Annotated in this window: 9 protein-coding genes; 6 read left to right on the top strand and 3 right to left on the bottom strand. The window is 66.2% G+C overall.

Going from position 1 to position 14,625, the window contains the following annotated elements; genetic code table 11:
* Window positions 1-28 precede the first annotated feature (28 nt).
* From ACQR0W_RS03325 to ACQR0W_RS03305, 5 genes are all read left to right on the top strand, one after another.
* Window positions 29-1,186 (top strand): MFS transporter, encoded by a 1,158-nt coding sequence (locus ACQR0W_RS03325; RefSeq protein ID WP_316170698.1) that lies wholly within the window; start codon window positions 29-31, stop codon window positions 1,184-1,186.
* 16 nt (window positions 1,187-1,202) lie between these two features.
* Window positions 1,203-1,778 (top strand): cupin domain-containing protein, encoded by a 576-nt coding sequence (locus ACQR0W_RS03320; protein WP_315715576.1) that lies wholly within the window; start codon window positions 1,203-1,205, stop codon window positions 1,776-1,778.
* Window positions 1,778-2,779, top strand: a complete 1,002-nt coding sequence (locus tag ACQR0W_RS03315; RefSeq protein WP_316186878.1) for a fumarylacetoacetate hydrolase family protein — start codon at window positions 1,778-1,780, stop codon at window positions 2,777-2,779. The genes ACQR0W_RS03320 and ACQR0W_RS03315 overlap by 1 nt, the downstream gene beginning before the upstream one ends.
* A 3-nt stretch (window positions 2,780-2,782) precedes the next feature.
* On the top strand, window positions 2,783-3,706 hold the full coding sequence (locus ACQR0W_RS03310; protein ID WP_316170677.1) for an NAD-dependent epimerase/dehydratase family protein: 924 nt from the start codon (window positions 2,783-2,785) through the stop codon (window positions 3,704-3,706).
* 176 nt (window positions 3,707-3,882) lie between these two features.
* Window positions 3,883-4,173, top strand: a complete 291-nt coding sequence (locus ACQR0W_RS03305; protein ID WP_409998656.1) for a hypothetical protein — start codon at window positions 3,883-3,885, stop codon at window positions 4,171-4,173.
* Between the two features lie 46 nt (window positions 4,174-4,219).
* Here ACQR0W_RS03305 and ACQR0W_RS03300 read toward each other — a convergent pair whose 3' ends face one another.
* The 3 genes from ACQR0W_RS03300 to ACQR0W_RS03290 form a co-directional block, all read right to left on the bottom strand.
* Entirely contained in the window at window positions 4,220-4,783 is a 564-nt protein-coding gene (locus ACQR0W_RS03300) for a DUF4399 domain-containing protein (protein ID WP_316186890.1), read from the bottom strand.
* Window positions 4,784-5,165: 382 nt separating this feature from the next.
* Window positions 5,166-6,680, bottom strand: coding sequence for a formylglycine-generating enzyme family protein (locus tag ACQR0W_RS03295; protein WP_316186877.1), 1,515 nt, complete (start codon window positions 6,678-6,680; stop codon window positions 5,166-5,168).
* A gap of 37 nt (window positions 6,681-6,717) precedes the next feature.
* Window positions 6,718-11,754: a helicase gene (locus ACQR0W_RS03290; protein WP_316170675.1), complete on the bottom strand. Its 5,037-nt coding sequence runs from the start codon at window positions 11,752-11,754 to the stop codon at window positions 6,718-6,720.
* A 917-nt stretch (window positions 11,755-12,671) separates the two neighbouring features.
* Between ACQR0W_RS03290 and ACQR0W_RS03285 the strand changes: the two genes are divergently transcribed.
* On the top strand, window positions 12,672-14,510 hold the full coding sequence (locus ACQR0W_RS03285) for a porin (RefSeq protein WP_315752025.1): 1,839 nt from the start codon (window positions 12,672-12,674) through the stop codon (window positions 14,508-14,510).
* Window positions 14,511-14,625: the final 115 nt, after the last annotated feature.

Here is a 14,625-nt window from a genome sequence, read left to right as displayed (position 1 = left end):
CATCATCAACGGGGAGGAAGCCATGACGGTGACGACGGAGACGTGGCGCGGACGCATCGCGCTGATGGTCGCGCATTGCGCCGGGATGGTCGATCTCGTCGCGCTGCCGGTCTGGGTGGGCGCGCTGATCGAGCGCTACAGGTTCAGCCCGCAGCAGGCGGGACTGCTGGCCACGCTGTTCCTGCTGGGCGCCGTGCTCAGCAGCCTGTTCTTCGCACCTCGCTTCAACCGGATGAACGCCCGCCCGGCGGCGGCTGCGGGATACGCCGTGGCCGCGCTGGTGTTCCTGGCCGCGAGCCGAACGTCGGAGTTTGCGCTGCTCGCGATGCTGCACGCGCTGGGCGGCGCAACAGCGGCCTGCGGGCTGAGCTTCACTCACGGCACCATCGCACGCAGCGCCAACCCGCACCGCCTGTTCGCCATCGTCGGAATGGCGCTCGGTGTGTTTGCCATTCTGTTTCTCGGCATGACGCCCAATCTCGTGGCGAGCTTCGGCGGCCAGGCCTTGTTCGTCGTGTTTGCCGGCGTGATGGCGGTCGCGGCGCTGGCGGCGGCGCTGTCATTTCCGAAGGGCGTGGTGCGCAGTGACGAGGATCTGATCGCGGAGGTCAGCCATCTGCCGCGCGCCGTCTGGTTCGGCATTGCCGGCATCAGCTGCATGGCGCTGACCCAGGCGATGCTGTTCAGCTTCATCGAGCGGATCGGCGCTGACCGCGGCTTCGAAGCTGACGCGGTGACGGGCGTGCTGATCGCGCTCGGCTTCGTCAACCTGCTGCCGGCGCCGCTCGCCGCCATAATGGAGCGGCGGCTACCGGCGCGACACGTGCTGCTGGCGGGCCCGGTCTGCCAGGCGCTGATCGCCGTGACGATCACCTTCGGCTCCGGCTTCGTCGCCTATGCGGTCCCGACCGCGATCTTTGCCGCGGTAATGATCTTCACCCACACCTTTGCGTTCGGGCTGCTGTCGCGTCTCGACCCGACCGCGCGGGCGTTGGCCGGCACGCCGGCGATGCTGATGATCGGCGCTGCGATCGGCCCCATTCTCGGCGGCACCTTGGTGCAGCTGTTCGGCTATCCTGCGCTCGGGCTCGGCGCCGTCATCATCTCATCCGTCGCCGTCGTGATGTTCTCGCGCGTGTTCGCTGCGCGCGGCGCAGCGTCCGCCGCCTCTCTCGAAATCGCCTGACCAGGAGGCCTCCAGCATGACCCTTCCGCAGATCCGCCGCGTCGTCACCGGCCATGACGCGCAGGGCGCCGCCGTGATCTCGTCCGACGGCGCCTTGCCAACCGTCACCGAGCTGGCGGCGATCCCCGGCACCTTCTTCCACGAGGTCTGGAGCACGCAGGCAACGCCGGCGCTGATCGACAACGGTCCCGATCCGACGATCGGGCCGCTGCGGCTGCCGCCGCCAACGCATGGCAGCCGCATCCGCTTCGTCGACATTCCGCCGGATACCGAGGACTTTCTCCGCAACGGCGCGGCGCGCATGAATGCCGCGTTCAGCCAGATCGGCGACCCCCACGCCTCGACCGTGACGACGGAATCGCCACATCCGCTGATGCACCGCACCGAGACGATCGACTATGGCATCGTCATCTCCGGTGAGATCACGCTGGTGCTCGACAAGGGCACCGCTGACCTCAAGGTCGGCGACGTGGTGATCCAGCGCGGCACCAACCACGCCTGGGCCAACCGCAGCGACAAGCCGTGCCGGATGCTGTTCATCCTGGTCGACGGCAAGTTCGGTCCCGAAGCCAACCCGACCAAGGCCAGCTGATGAGACTCGCGACCTATCGGAACGGCAGCCCCGACGGTGGCCTGGTCATCGTCTCCAGGGATCATGCGCGCGTGCTCGATGCGAGCGCCATCGCGCCGGATCTGCTGACGGCGCTGCGGAACTGGCAGCTGGTCGAGCCGGCGTTGCGCCGGCTCGCTGAAAGTCTCGAGGATGGATCGGCTGCCGATGTGATGGCGTTCGATCCCGCGCGATGCCTCGCACCGCTGCCGCGCGCGCCGCAATGGCTGGATGGCTCGGCCTTCCTCAATCACGGACGGCTGATGGACATCGCCTTCAGTAAGCCGCCGATCCCCGACTTCGACACCGTCCCGGTGATGTACCAGGGCGCCAGCGACGACTTCCTCGGGCCGCAGGACGATGTTCCCTTCGTGACAGAAGCTGATGGCATCGACTTCGAGGGCGAGTTCGGCGTCATCGTCGACGACGTGCCGATGGCTGCTTCTGCCGAAGAGGCTGCGCAACGAATCCGGCTGCTGGTGCAGATCAACGACTGGAGCCTGCGCGCGGTCGGCGCGCGCGAGGTTCGCACCGGCTTCGGCTTCCTGCAGGCGAAGCCCTCGACCAGCTTCGCGCCGTTTGCGGTGACGCCGGACGAGGTCGGCGATGCCTGGCGCGATGGCCGGCTCGACATGGCCCTGCATGTCCGGCGCAATGGCGAGCGGATCGGCGCAGCCTCGGGCCGCGAGATGGCGTTCTCGTTCCCGCAGCTGATCGCCCATGCGGCGCGGACGCGGCGGTTGACGGCCGGTACGATCATCGGCTCGGGCACGGTCTCGAACGCCGATCGCGCCGCCGGATCGAGCTGCCTTGCCGAGGTCAGGGCGATCGAGATGATCGAACACGGCGCGGCGCGGACCTCGTTCCTGCGCTTCGGTGAGGAGGTGACCATGCAGGCCTGCTTCGCCGATGGCCGGCCGGGTCCGTTCGGGCGTGTCGCGCAGCGCGTGGTTCGTGCGGCGGGCGCCGATCGGCCGGATTGAACCATGCGTATTCTGGTCACGGGGGCCGCGGGCTTCATCGGCCGTGCGCTGCTGCATCGGTTGCTGATCGACATGGACGGTGCTGAAATCACCGCACTCGATCTCGCCGAGGCGCCAGCGGGATTGTCCGGTGCGCGTCTGTACTGGATCCGAGGCGGCCTCGACGATCCCGCCGTGCTGGAGCAACTCGGCGCCGCGCCGTTCCACCTCGTGTTCCACCTCGCCAGCATTCCCGGCGGCCGCGCCGAGGCCGCGCCCGCGCTCGGCCGCCGCGTCAATCTCGATGCGTCGCTGGATCTCTTCCAGCTGCTGGCGGAGAGCCGACATCGGCCGCGCGTGGTCTATGCCAGCAGCATCGCCGTCTACGGCGCGCTTGCGGAGGCGCGGGTCGGCGCACGCACGGAGGCGCGGCCGGCGATCACCTATGGCGCGCACAAGCGGATGGTGGAGATCGCGCTCGCCGATCACACGCGACGCGGAGATCTGTCGGGTATCGCACTGCGGCTGCCCGGCATCGTGGCGCGGCCCAGGCCCGTGAGCGGCTTCGGATCGGCGTTCATGAGCGAGCTGCTGCATGCGCTGTCCGCGGGCGAGCGCTATGTCTGTCCGGTGTCGCCGGGCGCGACGGCCTGGTGGTTGTCCGCGAAGGCCGCCGTCGACAATCTCCTCCTCGCCGGGAAGCTCGATGTCTGCGGAACCCTGCAGCTTCCGGCGCTTCGTCTCTCGATCGCCGAGGTGGTGGACGGCCTGGCGCAGCTGCTCGGCGCGGAGCGCGCCGCGCGCGTGACGTTCGATCCCGATCAAGGCATAGAGGACGTCTTCGGCCGCTATCCCGAGTTGGATGCCACCGCCGAGCTGGCCCTCGGCTTCGCCCACGATGGATCGGTGGCGGAGATGATCGCGAATGCGGTGCGCGCGATCGCATGACGGGGAATGAGCCCAACTCGCCGGACCAGCATCTGTCGGGCGAGGCCATGGGCACCGCGGCCATGGCGTCCCAAAAGGAGTGCTGATTCTTTGATTTTGTTGGTTTTCCCTGCTTCCTTAGGGAGCGCCAGTTTCCAAGCTGAACTATTGATTTCTGGGAGTTTGAGCCGGACTACATGTTCGGCAGGATGGGCGTTGACGCCAAGGTCGGTGGTGCCGCAATCCCAGGCTGGACCGTTACGGCTCTGGTGTTCATTCCATTCGCGGCTGGTTATTTCCTGTCGTACCTGTTCCGGACGATCAATGGCGTGGTCTCCCCGCGCCTCGCCTCCGAGCTTGGACCGATGCTGATGATCGCTCTTGGCGCTCGCCGAGGCGAAGCAAGCCTCGCGTCTGGAGGTCGTATCAATAGAGCCGAGCCGGACAAATGCAGTGCTGCGGTTGGAGGCTCCGGCACGTCGCGATGAACTGATGTGCCGGCCGAACCGGCTCCATCGGGGAGCGGGCGGAGGCTCATTTCGCACCCGACAGGAAGCTCTTGATGAAATCGACGGCTCCCGCCGATTTTGCCGGATCGGACGGCGGCGCTTCGGTGGCCGACGGTTGCGCCGCCTGACGCGCGGTGTGCGCGTGAAGATGCCGCGTCCGCCGGTGGGCGTAAGTGGCGCTCTGCCCGTGCCTCTGCGAAGCACTGCTCACGGTGATCGTGATCTTCTTCGATACCAGCGGTGGATCGAAGTTGAAGTGCATGCCGTCGCCCAGGACGAGCTGCAGGTTATGCTTGCCGGGGGGCAGCTCGATCAGGGCCTCGGTCTCGCCCGCGCCGTAGTGCAGGTGCTTTCTGTCCTGCGGAATCGGCTCGCCCGGGCTGATCGGCTCATCGGCGTCGATCAGGAGGTGATGATGGCCGGTGTTGGCAAAGGCGTCACCGGCATGGGTCACGCCCATGTTGCGAAGTCCGAACCGGCACCAGAACGCGGTCTTCACGGTGTCGCCGTCGGTTGGCGTGATGAAATACAGGTAGGCGTCCTTCGGCGCCGTTTTCGCCTGCGCCCATGCGAGAGTCGGCAACAGCACCAGCGTGCAGGCCAACACGGTGGACCCGAGCGTCGCGACTGCGGCGAGACGACGTCGTCGCCAGGGCGTCAGATCCAGTAGCGGCGCGCGACGCGTAGATTTCTCACTCCACATATCCCCAACTCATAAACAACGACGATCATCGATCGCAAATATCGAACGGTGTAGCCGGTCCATGAATGGGGCGTAGCGCGGCAAATTTGAGGTTTCGATCGGTCTCGTCCTACGATTCCCGATAAGAATTTGAATAAAGAGGCTCGGCAGACCAGGCGTCCTGCGGATCTGCGACGCTGGTGTTCGCTGTGGCGCGAGACATTTGCGGGCGCAGGCCCCGCATCGGCGTCGACGGCACGCTGGCCTGGCTCAGCATACCGCGGCCGCATCAGAGCGAAAGAGCGAGGCGAAAGCCATGGGTCGGATACCTGACGCGCCCATCATAGCGGTCGCGGCTCCCGCTGCGGGCATAGCTCGCATCCTTCTTCCATGAACCCGAGCGAATGACATGGACGAAGCTCTGCTCGTCGATCCATGCCGAGCCATCGGACGGCGCGCCCTGATAGCTCTTGTGCCAGCTGTCGGCCACCCATTGGTCGACGCTCCCGCCCATGTCGAACAGGCCAAACGGATTGGCCGCAAAGCTTCCGACCTTCATGAGCTGCGCGGGCGCGCCGGGCTCGTTGCATCCGTTGCAATTGGCCATGCCGGAGCGCATCCGGTCGCCCCACCAGAACGCCGTCGTTGCGCCGCCGCGCGCTGCATATTCCCATTCGGCCTCGGTCGGGAGCCGGAACGGCTTGCCGACGGCCCGCGAGAGCCAAGCCAGATAGCCCCTGACGTCGTCGTAGCCGACATTCGTCACGGGGTTGTCGTCCGGGCCGCTCATCACGTCGGCGCATGCCCCGTCAGCCACGCACGCCTTCCACTCGCCAATCGTGACCGGGTACTTGCCGAGCGCGAACGGCTTGGTCGTGACGCGGTGGACCGGAAGCTCGGAGCTCTCGACGCCGCCCATCGCGAATGCCCCTCCTGGAATCATCACCATGTCAGGCAGGCGAATCGCCGCTGCCTCCGCCGGCCCTGGGGTCGCGGTCGACTCTGCTGCCGGCGCAGTCTCGGGAGCGGTCGCAGCGCTTGCCGACGCGAGCAGGGCGGGTGCCTCGAGCGGCGCGGTTTCCGTGGAACGCGAGAGCGTTGCAGGGTCCGAGGGCGCGTCCGGCATCGGCGCCGGGGCGGTCGCGGCCGACATGGCCTCTGCCGTGACGACGCGCCCCGAACTCTCGACGCTTGCGCGGCTCCACGCGGCCACGGAGGCCTCGGCGGCTTGCGGCTGTGTTGGCGGGGGAGCGGCCGGCTCCCGCGCCAGCATGAACCAGCTGGCGGCGGCAGCGAGCAACAATGCGCCGAGGCTGGCCGCCGCAGCGCGGGTCCAGACCAGCGGCCTGCGCTCCGCCCTTGCTGCGGCCGCGCGCAGCCTCGTGGCCAGCTTGTCGTAGCCGTGCGCCTGCCAGATCTCCGCGCGGCTGCGCGCCTCGTTCGGGGCGTATTGAGCGATCGAGACGCCGGGAATGCTGCAGACGACCCGTCCCGCCTGTCCGCCACCGGGAGCGGTGGCCTCGACCTCGGCCGCATCGCATCGTACGGCGAGCGATTGCTTCAAGGGGCCGCACATCATCAACAACAGTCCGCCGTCGCCCCTGCTGCGGCGCTCCTGGATCTCGGGGCAGGCGACCTGCTCGTCGAGGCGGTGGAAGCCGGGTGGGCGCAGCGTGTTCATCGCCACCCGCACGATCCGGCCGCACTGCTCGCAAGGCACCGGATAGGTCACGGCGGTCAGCGGTCGCTCGTCCCGATCGGTGACCGGAGCCTGCGATGGCGCGAGGATGTCGATGCCGATCATAGGACGGCGCCTTCCGTGCGTCGGCCTTGCCGCCGGATCATTGTCCCCAGGCGGCAAACGCATCCTTGAACGCGCGCTCACCGTCCGCTCCCTTCTCGATCGCCAGCACCGCCCGGCTGCCGCCATTGTAGACGATCGGGATGTCGATCCAGTCCTTGCCCTTGAGCAGCAACACGTTCCGCTTCATGTCGACATCCCCCGCCGACAGCGCGATCATGAAGAACTCCGGCGTCACCTTGGCGGTCATGGTGGTCAACGGGGTCCCGCGACCCGCTTCCTTGGGCTTCATGCTGACGCCCTTCAAGGTCTCCACCCCGGCGTGAGACGGGTCGTCCGGCCAGTTGAACTTGATCTCCATGATGTGGCTCGCCGGCATTTCGGCTTCCTTGTTTGGACGCAGCGACAACGTCGCCGTCATCCTCTTGTCGATCTCGACATCGCCTTTGATCGAGGCTGGCACCGCTCCTGCCGCAGGCTCGACATGCCAGGTGACTTTCCCGAGATAGCGCTTGCCGTGCGGATCCTGCGGATCCTCCTGGTACAGCACGGCATGTGACACCATCGTCTCGGTCGCGCTCCCCGTGGTGATCGCATCGCCGCCAGCACCGCCCCTGGCGTCAGGCGTTATCCGATCCGCGATGACCTTGCGCGGCTCGGCGGCGGCCGGCGAGGCGGCATTCCAGGACACCGGGAGTCGGTTCAAAACGGTTTGCAAGGACGTCGTGATCCGGCTCGCCGCCGGCTGCCAGTAGATCGATGCGCCAACCACCGCGACCGCCAAGCCGGCGGCAGCGGCCATCATGTGCCGGCGGAGCGAGCGGTGTGGACGCCTCGCTCCATGATCAGGCCGCGGACGCCGACCCGGCGACAGCGCGCGATGATCGATATGCACGGCGTCGCGCTCCGACTCGGCTTGGCCGCGCGTCGTCGTCTCGGACAGTTCCGCCGGGCGGGCGAGCACGGCCACTCGTGCGACGGCGGCATCGTCCGCCGGCGACTTTGCAGCCTGCGCAGAACGATCGGCTACGGGCGGCTCATTCTCCTCGATCTCGACCGGCGCTGCGGGCGCGACGGACGCGGGCGGCGCAGAGGCGGGCGTATCAGACGACGAGGCGGCACGCGTTTCATCGGTCGCGACCTCATGCTCGCGGCGCCGCGTTGGACGCGCCCCGATGCCGGCGCCGGCGCGGTTGCCCAGCCAATCCGGCACCGGACTCTCGATCGAGATGGCCGGCTCAGCGCGTTGCTCCGAGAGCCGCGCCAGCGACAGGCTTTCGGCCACCGTGGCGATCTCGTCTTCCAGCGAATAGGCGCGGCGCGTTACGGATCGCGCGGATGCCGGGTGATCCTCCGCAGCGCCAGCGAGCCGCGCGGGAGCCGGATGCGGGCTGGTCGCCGGCGGTGCCGATGGCTGCGGTGAGCCGACGGCTGCAAGCGCGACCGGATCGACCCGGCGAGCGTGCTCCCGAAGTCTGATCATCCGGTCGGGAAACAGCATCTTGACGAAATCGCAGAGCGCTGCGCCCGGCAGCAGGAACCGGCGCATGGCAGCCGGACCGCTGCGCAGGATGCTGCGTGCGATGGTTTCGATGTCGTGCTCACCTTGCGCGACGCGCTCGCCGGTCTGCCGATCGTCATCGATGACGACGACCTTGCGGGCCCGGAGCATCGCAGTGAGTTCGCGCAGATCGGATTGCGAGGCATCGTCGATGACGACGAGATCAAATGCGCCGAGCCGGGCCGGTAGCTGCTCGGCCACGCGCCATGCCGGCACGAGCTGGCATGGGATGCCTTCGTAGCAGCTCTCGAGTGCCTCGCGTGCAGCCTGACGCAACCGGCATGCGGTGGGGCCGGAACAGGTCGCTGCCATCTTTCTCAGCGTAGTCATGAACACGGTGAGCGCCTGCCTCATGGCGCTGCCGGTGTTCTGTGCCAGGCCGAGATGCATCCGTGCCACGACGACCTGACCGAACAGCTCGCGCAGTCGCGTCTCCAGCGCCGCGCGCTGGTCGGACAGGCCCTGCAAACGCTGATGCTGACCGATGCCTTCGGTCTGCCGCATCAGCACCGCCCAATTCCAGGCCATCATCCAATCTGCAACGAGCACCGGATCCCCGGTCTGCGGATGTGCCGGCTCGGTCCTGATCCGCCGGGCGAAGGCGTCCGCTCCGGCCTCGGTGATCGCTCGGCAGACCTCGTCGAGCAGTTCGAAATCTTGGCGCCGGTCGTGCAGCGACTGCAGCCGGGTGCGAAGGGTGCTCCAGCGTGTCTCGATGTCGCGCGGGTCGACACCGTCGCGGCCGATCTGCGAGAGCACGTCGGCATGAGCCTGCGTTGCGATCTTGCCGCTGCCGCCAAACAGCTCGTTCAGCCGGGTGAGCTCCAGCCGCTGCTTGCCGATGCGGAGAGTCATGCTCCTCACTGCGGCTGCGAGCGCGGACAGTCTTCGGCCGTCACCGAGCAGTCCGGCGATCGCGTCGTCCGGCATCGACAGCTTCGGTGCGGCGGTGAGAACATTGCGCTTCGCCAGCGCCGCCAGCACGATCGCGGCCTCGACGCTTTTGACGACGCGCTCGTGACCGTGGAACGTGTGAGAGGAGTCCGGCTCGGGCGCAGGCGCACCGATTTCGGCCGCTAGCGATCGCCATCTGGCGTCGAGCGAATGCAGGTGCCGACGCCAGGTCAGATAGTCGCGAACATGGCCCCAGTCGGCCGCGCCTTTCGGCGCGAAGCCAGCCACCCTGATCGCCTCCACGGTCTGCTTCAACGCACGGCCGGACAGGGAGAATGTCGCGAACGGCCTTGCTCCGGCCGACAGCCGTTCGACAATCGTGAGCAGTTCCTGGCTGGCGAAGGCGTCCGCCGGCGTTTCCACCGGCCGAACCAGGAAGCCGGCACGTTGCGACAGCAGGGACGACGCATCGCGGGCAAAATCGACGAGGATGCCACCGTCAACCGACATTGCATCGGCCTTGCGGCCGACCGGCGACAGCGCTGCGAGCCAGGGCTCGTCGGCAATGATCCGGTGGGCCGCCGCGAGCGCGTCGAGGTCGCCGGCGAGCAAGTCCGCTCCGTCCGGCCCGAGCTCCGCGATGATCTGGCAGGCAAGCCGGCTGTCATGGCTTTCGCCGTCGATCCGCGCCGGCTGCAGGTCCTCGTGCAAACGTCTCACGGTCACGGCGTCCGGCAGGGCCGCGATTTCCGGGAGCGCGTCGTCGACATATGCGAGATCGGTACCCAGCCGAACACGCGCCTCACGGGCCTGCTCGACTGCCGCAACCAGAAGGTCGCTCTCACTCACGAATCGTGACGGCTGATCGGTGAACCAGGCATAGGCGTCGCGGTCGGCGATCAGCGTGGTCAACGCGTCGAACGGCAGGTCGGGGACACCGGATGACCGCAGCATGCTGCGGCTGGCGATGTCTGCGAACGCGTCATCGAGACGCGATATCTCGACGCTGGTCGCGATGATGTCGCGCTCCAGCCGATTGACCTGTTCCGCCTGCGCGCGCGGGTTCGTGGTCTTGAGGATCGACAGCAGCCGGCTGACGACTGTCTCCGCATGCTTCAAGACGTCCTTGTCGGAGCCGGTTAGATCGACGGTCAGATCACGGACAGCGCGCGGCAGCTTCTCGGACAACAGTCCGAGTGCAGCCTCGTTGCGCGAGACGACGAGAACGCGCAGGCCCATTGCGAGGTGATGGCAAACCAGGTTGACGAGGGTGGACGTGCGCTCGGACCCGCGCGCGCCTTGCACGACAAGTCCGTCCGATCGCCGGAGCTGTCGTACGACCTCCATCTGGTCGGAGTTCGTCGGCAGCGGAAAGAACAGGTCGCCGTGATCCGCCGCGATCTGCGCATCCGGCCCGACGTCGATCGGGTCACCGATCACGCTGGATAGACGACGGCGCGCGCCGTCATGGGCTTCGTGGTCCGGCGCGCCAAGCAGAAGGCGAGACAGTGCGGCCAGGCAGCAAGCGTCGCCGGGCGCGTATTCGATCGCTCGCTTCAGCCGCTCGATGTCGCGCAACAGCAGTGCGTCCGAGCGCGGCCGCGCAAAGATCACCCAGCGATCGGAGACGACCAGTTGCTCGTCCTCCTCGGGAAGCAGCAACGCGGAGTCGGGCATGGTGGGGCAGTAGATCCCATGCGGGTCGAGCTGTGAGCCGATGGCGCTGAGAACCGGCTCGAAGCTGGCGGGCTGGAATGGCGAAAGCTCGTTGCCGCGCTCGATCGTCTCGAGCAACTGCTCGGCCGTTTGCCCCGCCAATCCGGCCGCTGATGTCAGCGGTTCGAACGCCTTGAGATTGACCGTCGCGCCGACCATGCGGGGCCGGATTCTGATTTCGGTGTCGGAGCCATCGAGGACCTCGATCTCGACCAAGCGTTCGAGCAGCGGAACATCCAACTCGCGGCCTTGTTGCCGCCAGCGTGACACGCCAATGCCCCACACGATTTCGCAGCTGCCATCGTTGCCTCCGGCTCCCGCCACGCGAGCCATCTCGCGCAATCGCTGGTGAACCGCGATGGTCTTGCGGCGTAGCCGCTCGGCCGCGGCCCAATTGGTCCACGAGCCGGCGAGATAGCGGTCCAGACGCTCGACGATGTCCGGGCGTTGCTCAAGATGCAATCGCACGTTCCAGAGCCCGGCGGCCTCCCCCGAGCCGTTCGCCGGCGAGCAGTGCTCGGCGCGTGCGTGACCGGCCGCGATCAGCCGGTCTTTTTCCGCCGCGTGCACCGTGCTCGTCACGCGTTGCCGAACCAGCGGGCGACGGTCCGGATCAGCGGACACGTCAATCCACATCGCCAGGTCGTACTCGACGGCGGGAGGATCGGTGGCGACCAGGCGTTCGATGGAGAGCCACACGGGGCCATCAGCGTCGAACGTGTTGTAGGTAATGCCGGGCAGCTTCTCCAGCTCGTGCTGATGAAATACGAAGCATTGTCCGCCCGCAAGCCGATGGTCAGACAGGCGCGCGACCGCACGTGCATCGCGCAGGATCATCTCGGTGAGATACCCAAGAACATTCTGCAACGGTCCGGCCGCCGGCTCCAACCGATGGACAGCGTTCATAGTGCCTCTCCGATGATAGCGGCGACCAAGCGAAGCAATCGGTTCACCCTCAACTCCCGTCCTGACGTCCGTCCCGCTTTGCAGAAAATTCCATCACGCGCGTGGAAGAAGATGGACGTATCTGACTATTCACGATCCTGATGTGGTCAGGCGACGTCTTCGTCGATGGCATTCGAGGGAATACTGAAGCCAACGTCAGATAGACCACACTAACTGGCGAATAATAGCGTCACGCAATGCGGCGTAATGATGGGAGCGAGTCCGGGCGTGTCGTCGACCCTGAAAACTGCGCCAACTGATTTGTTATCATTTCGAGAACCACCGTTGTCGGTTCGCGTAACCGGTTTAGAATCTCTTTAAAGAAGCCGAGCGCCTTTCCGGTTTGACTGCCTTGATCGGAAGGGGCTGGTATTCGCGTGCGTAGATGCGACATCTCCACGAGAGAAGCGTGCGGCGTCTTGCCGCAATCTCAGTCGCGTCCGCTTGCAGCTTTTCGTTGGATTCCATTGCTTCGTCCGAGCTGCGCCATCGCGCGAACGCAATTTCTTTCGGAGTAGGGCCGTCGTTGGCGAAGTGTGACGTCGCTTATTACTTCGCGATGTAAAGGCATGAATGCAGCTCTACGCTGCGCCGCCCGACGCTCCGCACGCCGGACATGAACCCAGCAGCAATTATCAATGACTGAAAACACTTAGCCAGATCTCGGCAGGCGTCCAAGCGATTGGTAGGCCAGCCGCGTCTCTGCCGCGCAACGAGCGCCGCCCAAGTGCTGACACGCGAGCATCTCCGACGAGCCCAAGTATCGACATCGCGGGCTTCTAGCGCGAATGGCTCGCAGTCGCGCACGAATTCTGTGCTCACGGCGGCGCGGGCGAAGGGGATGCACGTCCGCGCATCATCATGGGGAGGTTTGACTGATGGTCTTGATTAGCTGCAGCGGAAGGCGCGCAGATTGCTCCGCGTCTTCACACGACGGCGCTTTGAGTATTGGCAAAGGCGGCGGCCCGCTTCGCGGCCGCGACCGACTCCTGCCATCTCTGCTTGCCGCCGTATCGACATTGGCGTTGAGCGCCGCAGCAGCCCAGGCTGCCGACGCCGGCTCGGCGCGGTCCACGGACGGGGCAGCCGTCAAAGCGCTGATGGCGAAGCTCGAGTCCATGGAGCAGCGCATCAACAGTCTTCAAGTCGAGCTCAAGGACGCCAAGGCAAAGAAGACGACCAGCGTCGGACAGTCCGCATCACTTGCATCTCGCCGCCCGGCCGACCCGATGCCTCTGATCGGCGCCAAGGACGCGCGTGCCGGAGGTGCGAAAGCCTCCGACAACGCGCAGGCTGCGTCCAGCCAGCCGGTCGGCAACGCCATGGCGCTCGCCGACTCGAAGGACGTCAGGGACAGTGGGTCGAAGGGGGCTGATGCCGGACCATCGCCATCCCCGGCATCACGGCTGGCGGCAGCGTTCGCCGATTCGGATTCCAAGCCGCGATTCCTGCCGGCAGCAGATCTAAAAGCACCTGCGCCGCAGCCCAGCAGAGACCTGTTCGGCGCCGCGCCGTCGCCGGTCCCCGGCATGAAGATCGGCATGTACGGCGAGATCAAGCTCGGCTCGATGCAAAATCCCGCAGCGAACGGTCAGTGGCAGAACGGCTTCGACATGGCCCGCCTTGTCTTGCTGCCAACCTATCAGGTCAATGACTCCATCACCTTCAACGCGGAGCTGGAATGGGAGCATGGCGGCACCGCATTCGATAACGACGACAAGCTGCATGGTGCGGTCGAGGTCGAGCAGGCCTTCTTCGACGTCAAGTTCAACGACCACTTCACCCTGCGTTCGCCGGGTATCGATCTCATCCCGATCTCCTTCACCAACCTGTATCACGAGCCGACGCTGTTCTACAGCGTGCAGCGGCCGGAGCTTGCCAACGGCCTGATCCCGACGACGTGGTACGCGCCATCGGCAGGGTTTCACGGCAAAATCATCGACGGCTTGAACTATCAGTTCCAAGTCAGCCAGAGCGCGGAGGATTTCGGCGACGGATTCGATCATCGCGGCGACAATGGTCATATCAATCCGGGCGGCTATGAAGGCGGCATCAGCGGCTCGGAAGCGCTCGCGCTCTCGCGAGCGCCGATCGGCGATTTCCGGCAGCTGAGCAACCAGCTCGCCTATACGCTGCGGCTGAGCTACACGCCGTCGTTCCTTCCCGGCTTTGCCGGAAGCTCGGCGATCTATTATTCGCCGAACGTCACGCCGCGGGGCGCCTATGCGACGCTGCCGGACGGCAGCGAGGTGCCGCTCGGCAAGAACGCGATGACGATCTTCAATACCGAGGCCCGCTATCGCGTTCCGAACACCGGGCTGGAGCTGCGGGCTGAATATGCCCACGTAAACTTCTCCAATCCGGAGAACCTCCGCGCCAACAATGATCTCGTCGACGACAACAACGTCGGCAAGAACATGTGGGGCTACTCCGGCGAGATCGCCTACCACTTCAGGGCGCCCAACGACTACGACATCGTGCCGTTCTATCGCTATACCCGACAGAACTTCCAGACGTCGGGCATGCTCGGCTCCGATCTCACCAACGGCCTGAACAACATCACGGGCAGCGGTGACATGACGTTCCACGACGTCGGCCTTGCCGTGTTTCCGAATCCCAGCCTGGTTTACAAGCTGAACTACACCAAGGTGATCGATCACAGCGCGGCGGGGGCGATGTCCGACCGGGTTCTCGCGGGCGTCGGCTGGCTCTGGTAGCCGACCGACGCGAGCAGGGGCCGCGGCCTGCCGGCAGCGGCGTCTCCTCGCAAGACACAGGTTGGAGCACCCGGGCGGAGCGCGACCGCTCTCCGCCCGGGTGTGCCTCGAAACC

The sequence above is a fragment of the Bradyrhizobium sp. HKCCYLRH1034 genome (assembly GCF_051168375.1).
Lineage (GTDB): Bacteria > Pseudomonadota > Alphaproteobacteria > Rhizobiales > Xanthobacteraceae > Bradyrhizobium.
The sequence above is the reverse complement of the archived record's forward strand: the minus strand, read 5'-3'. Positions and strand labels throughout refer to the sequence as shown.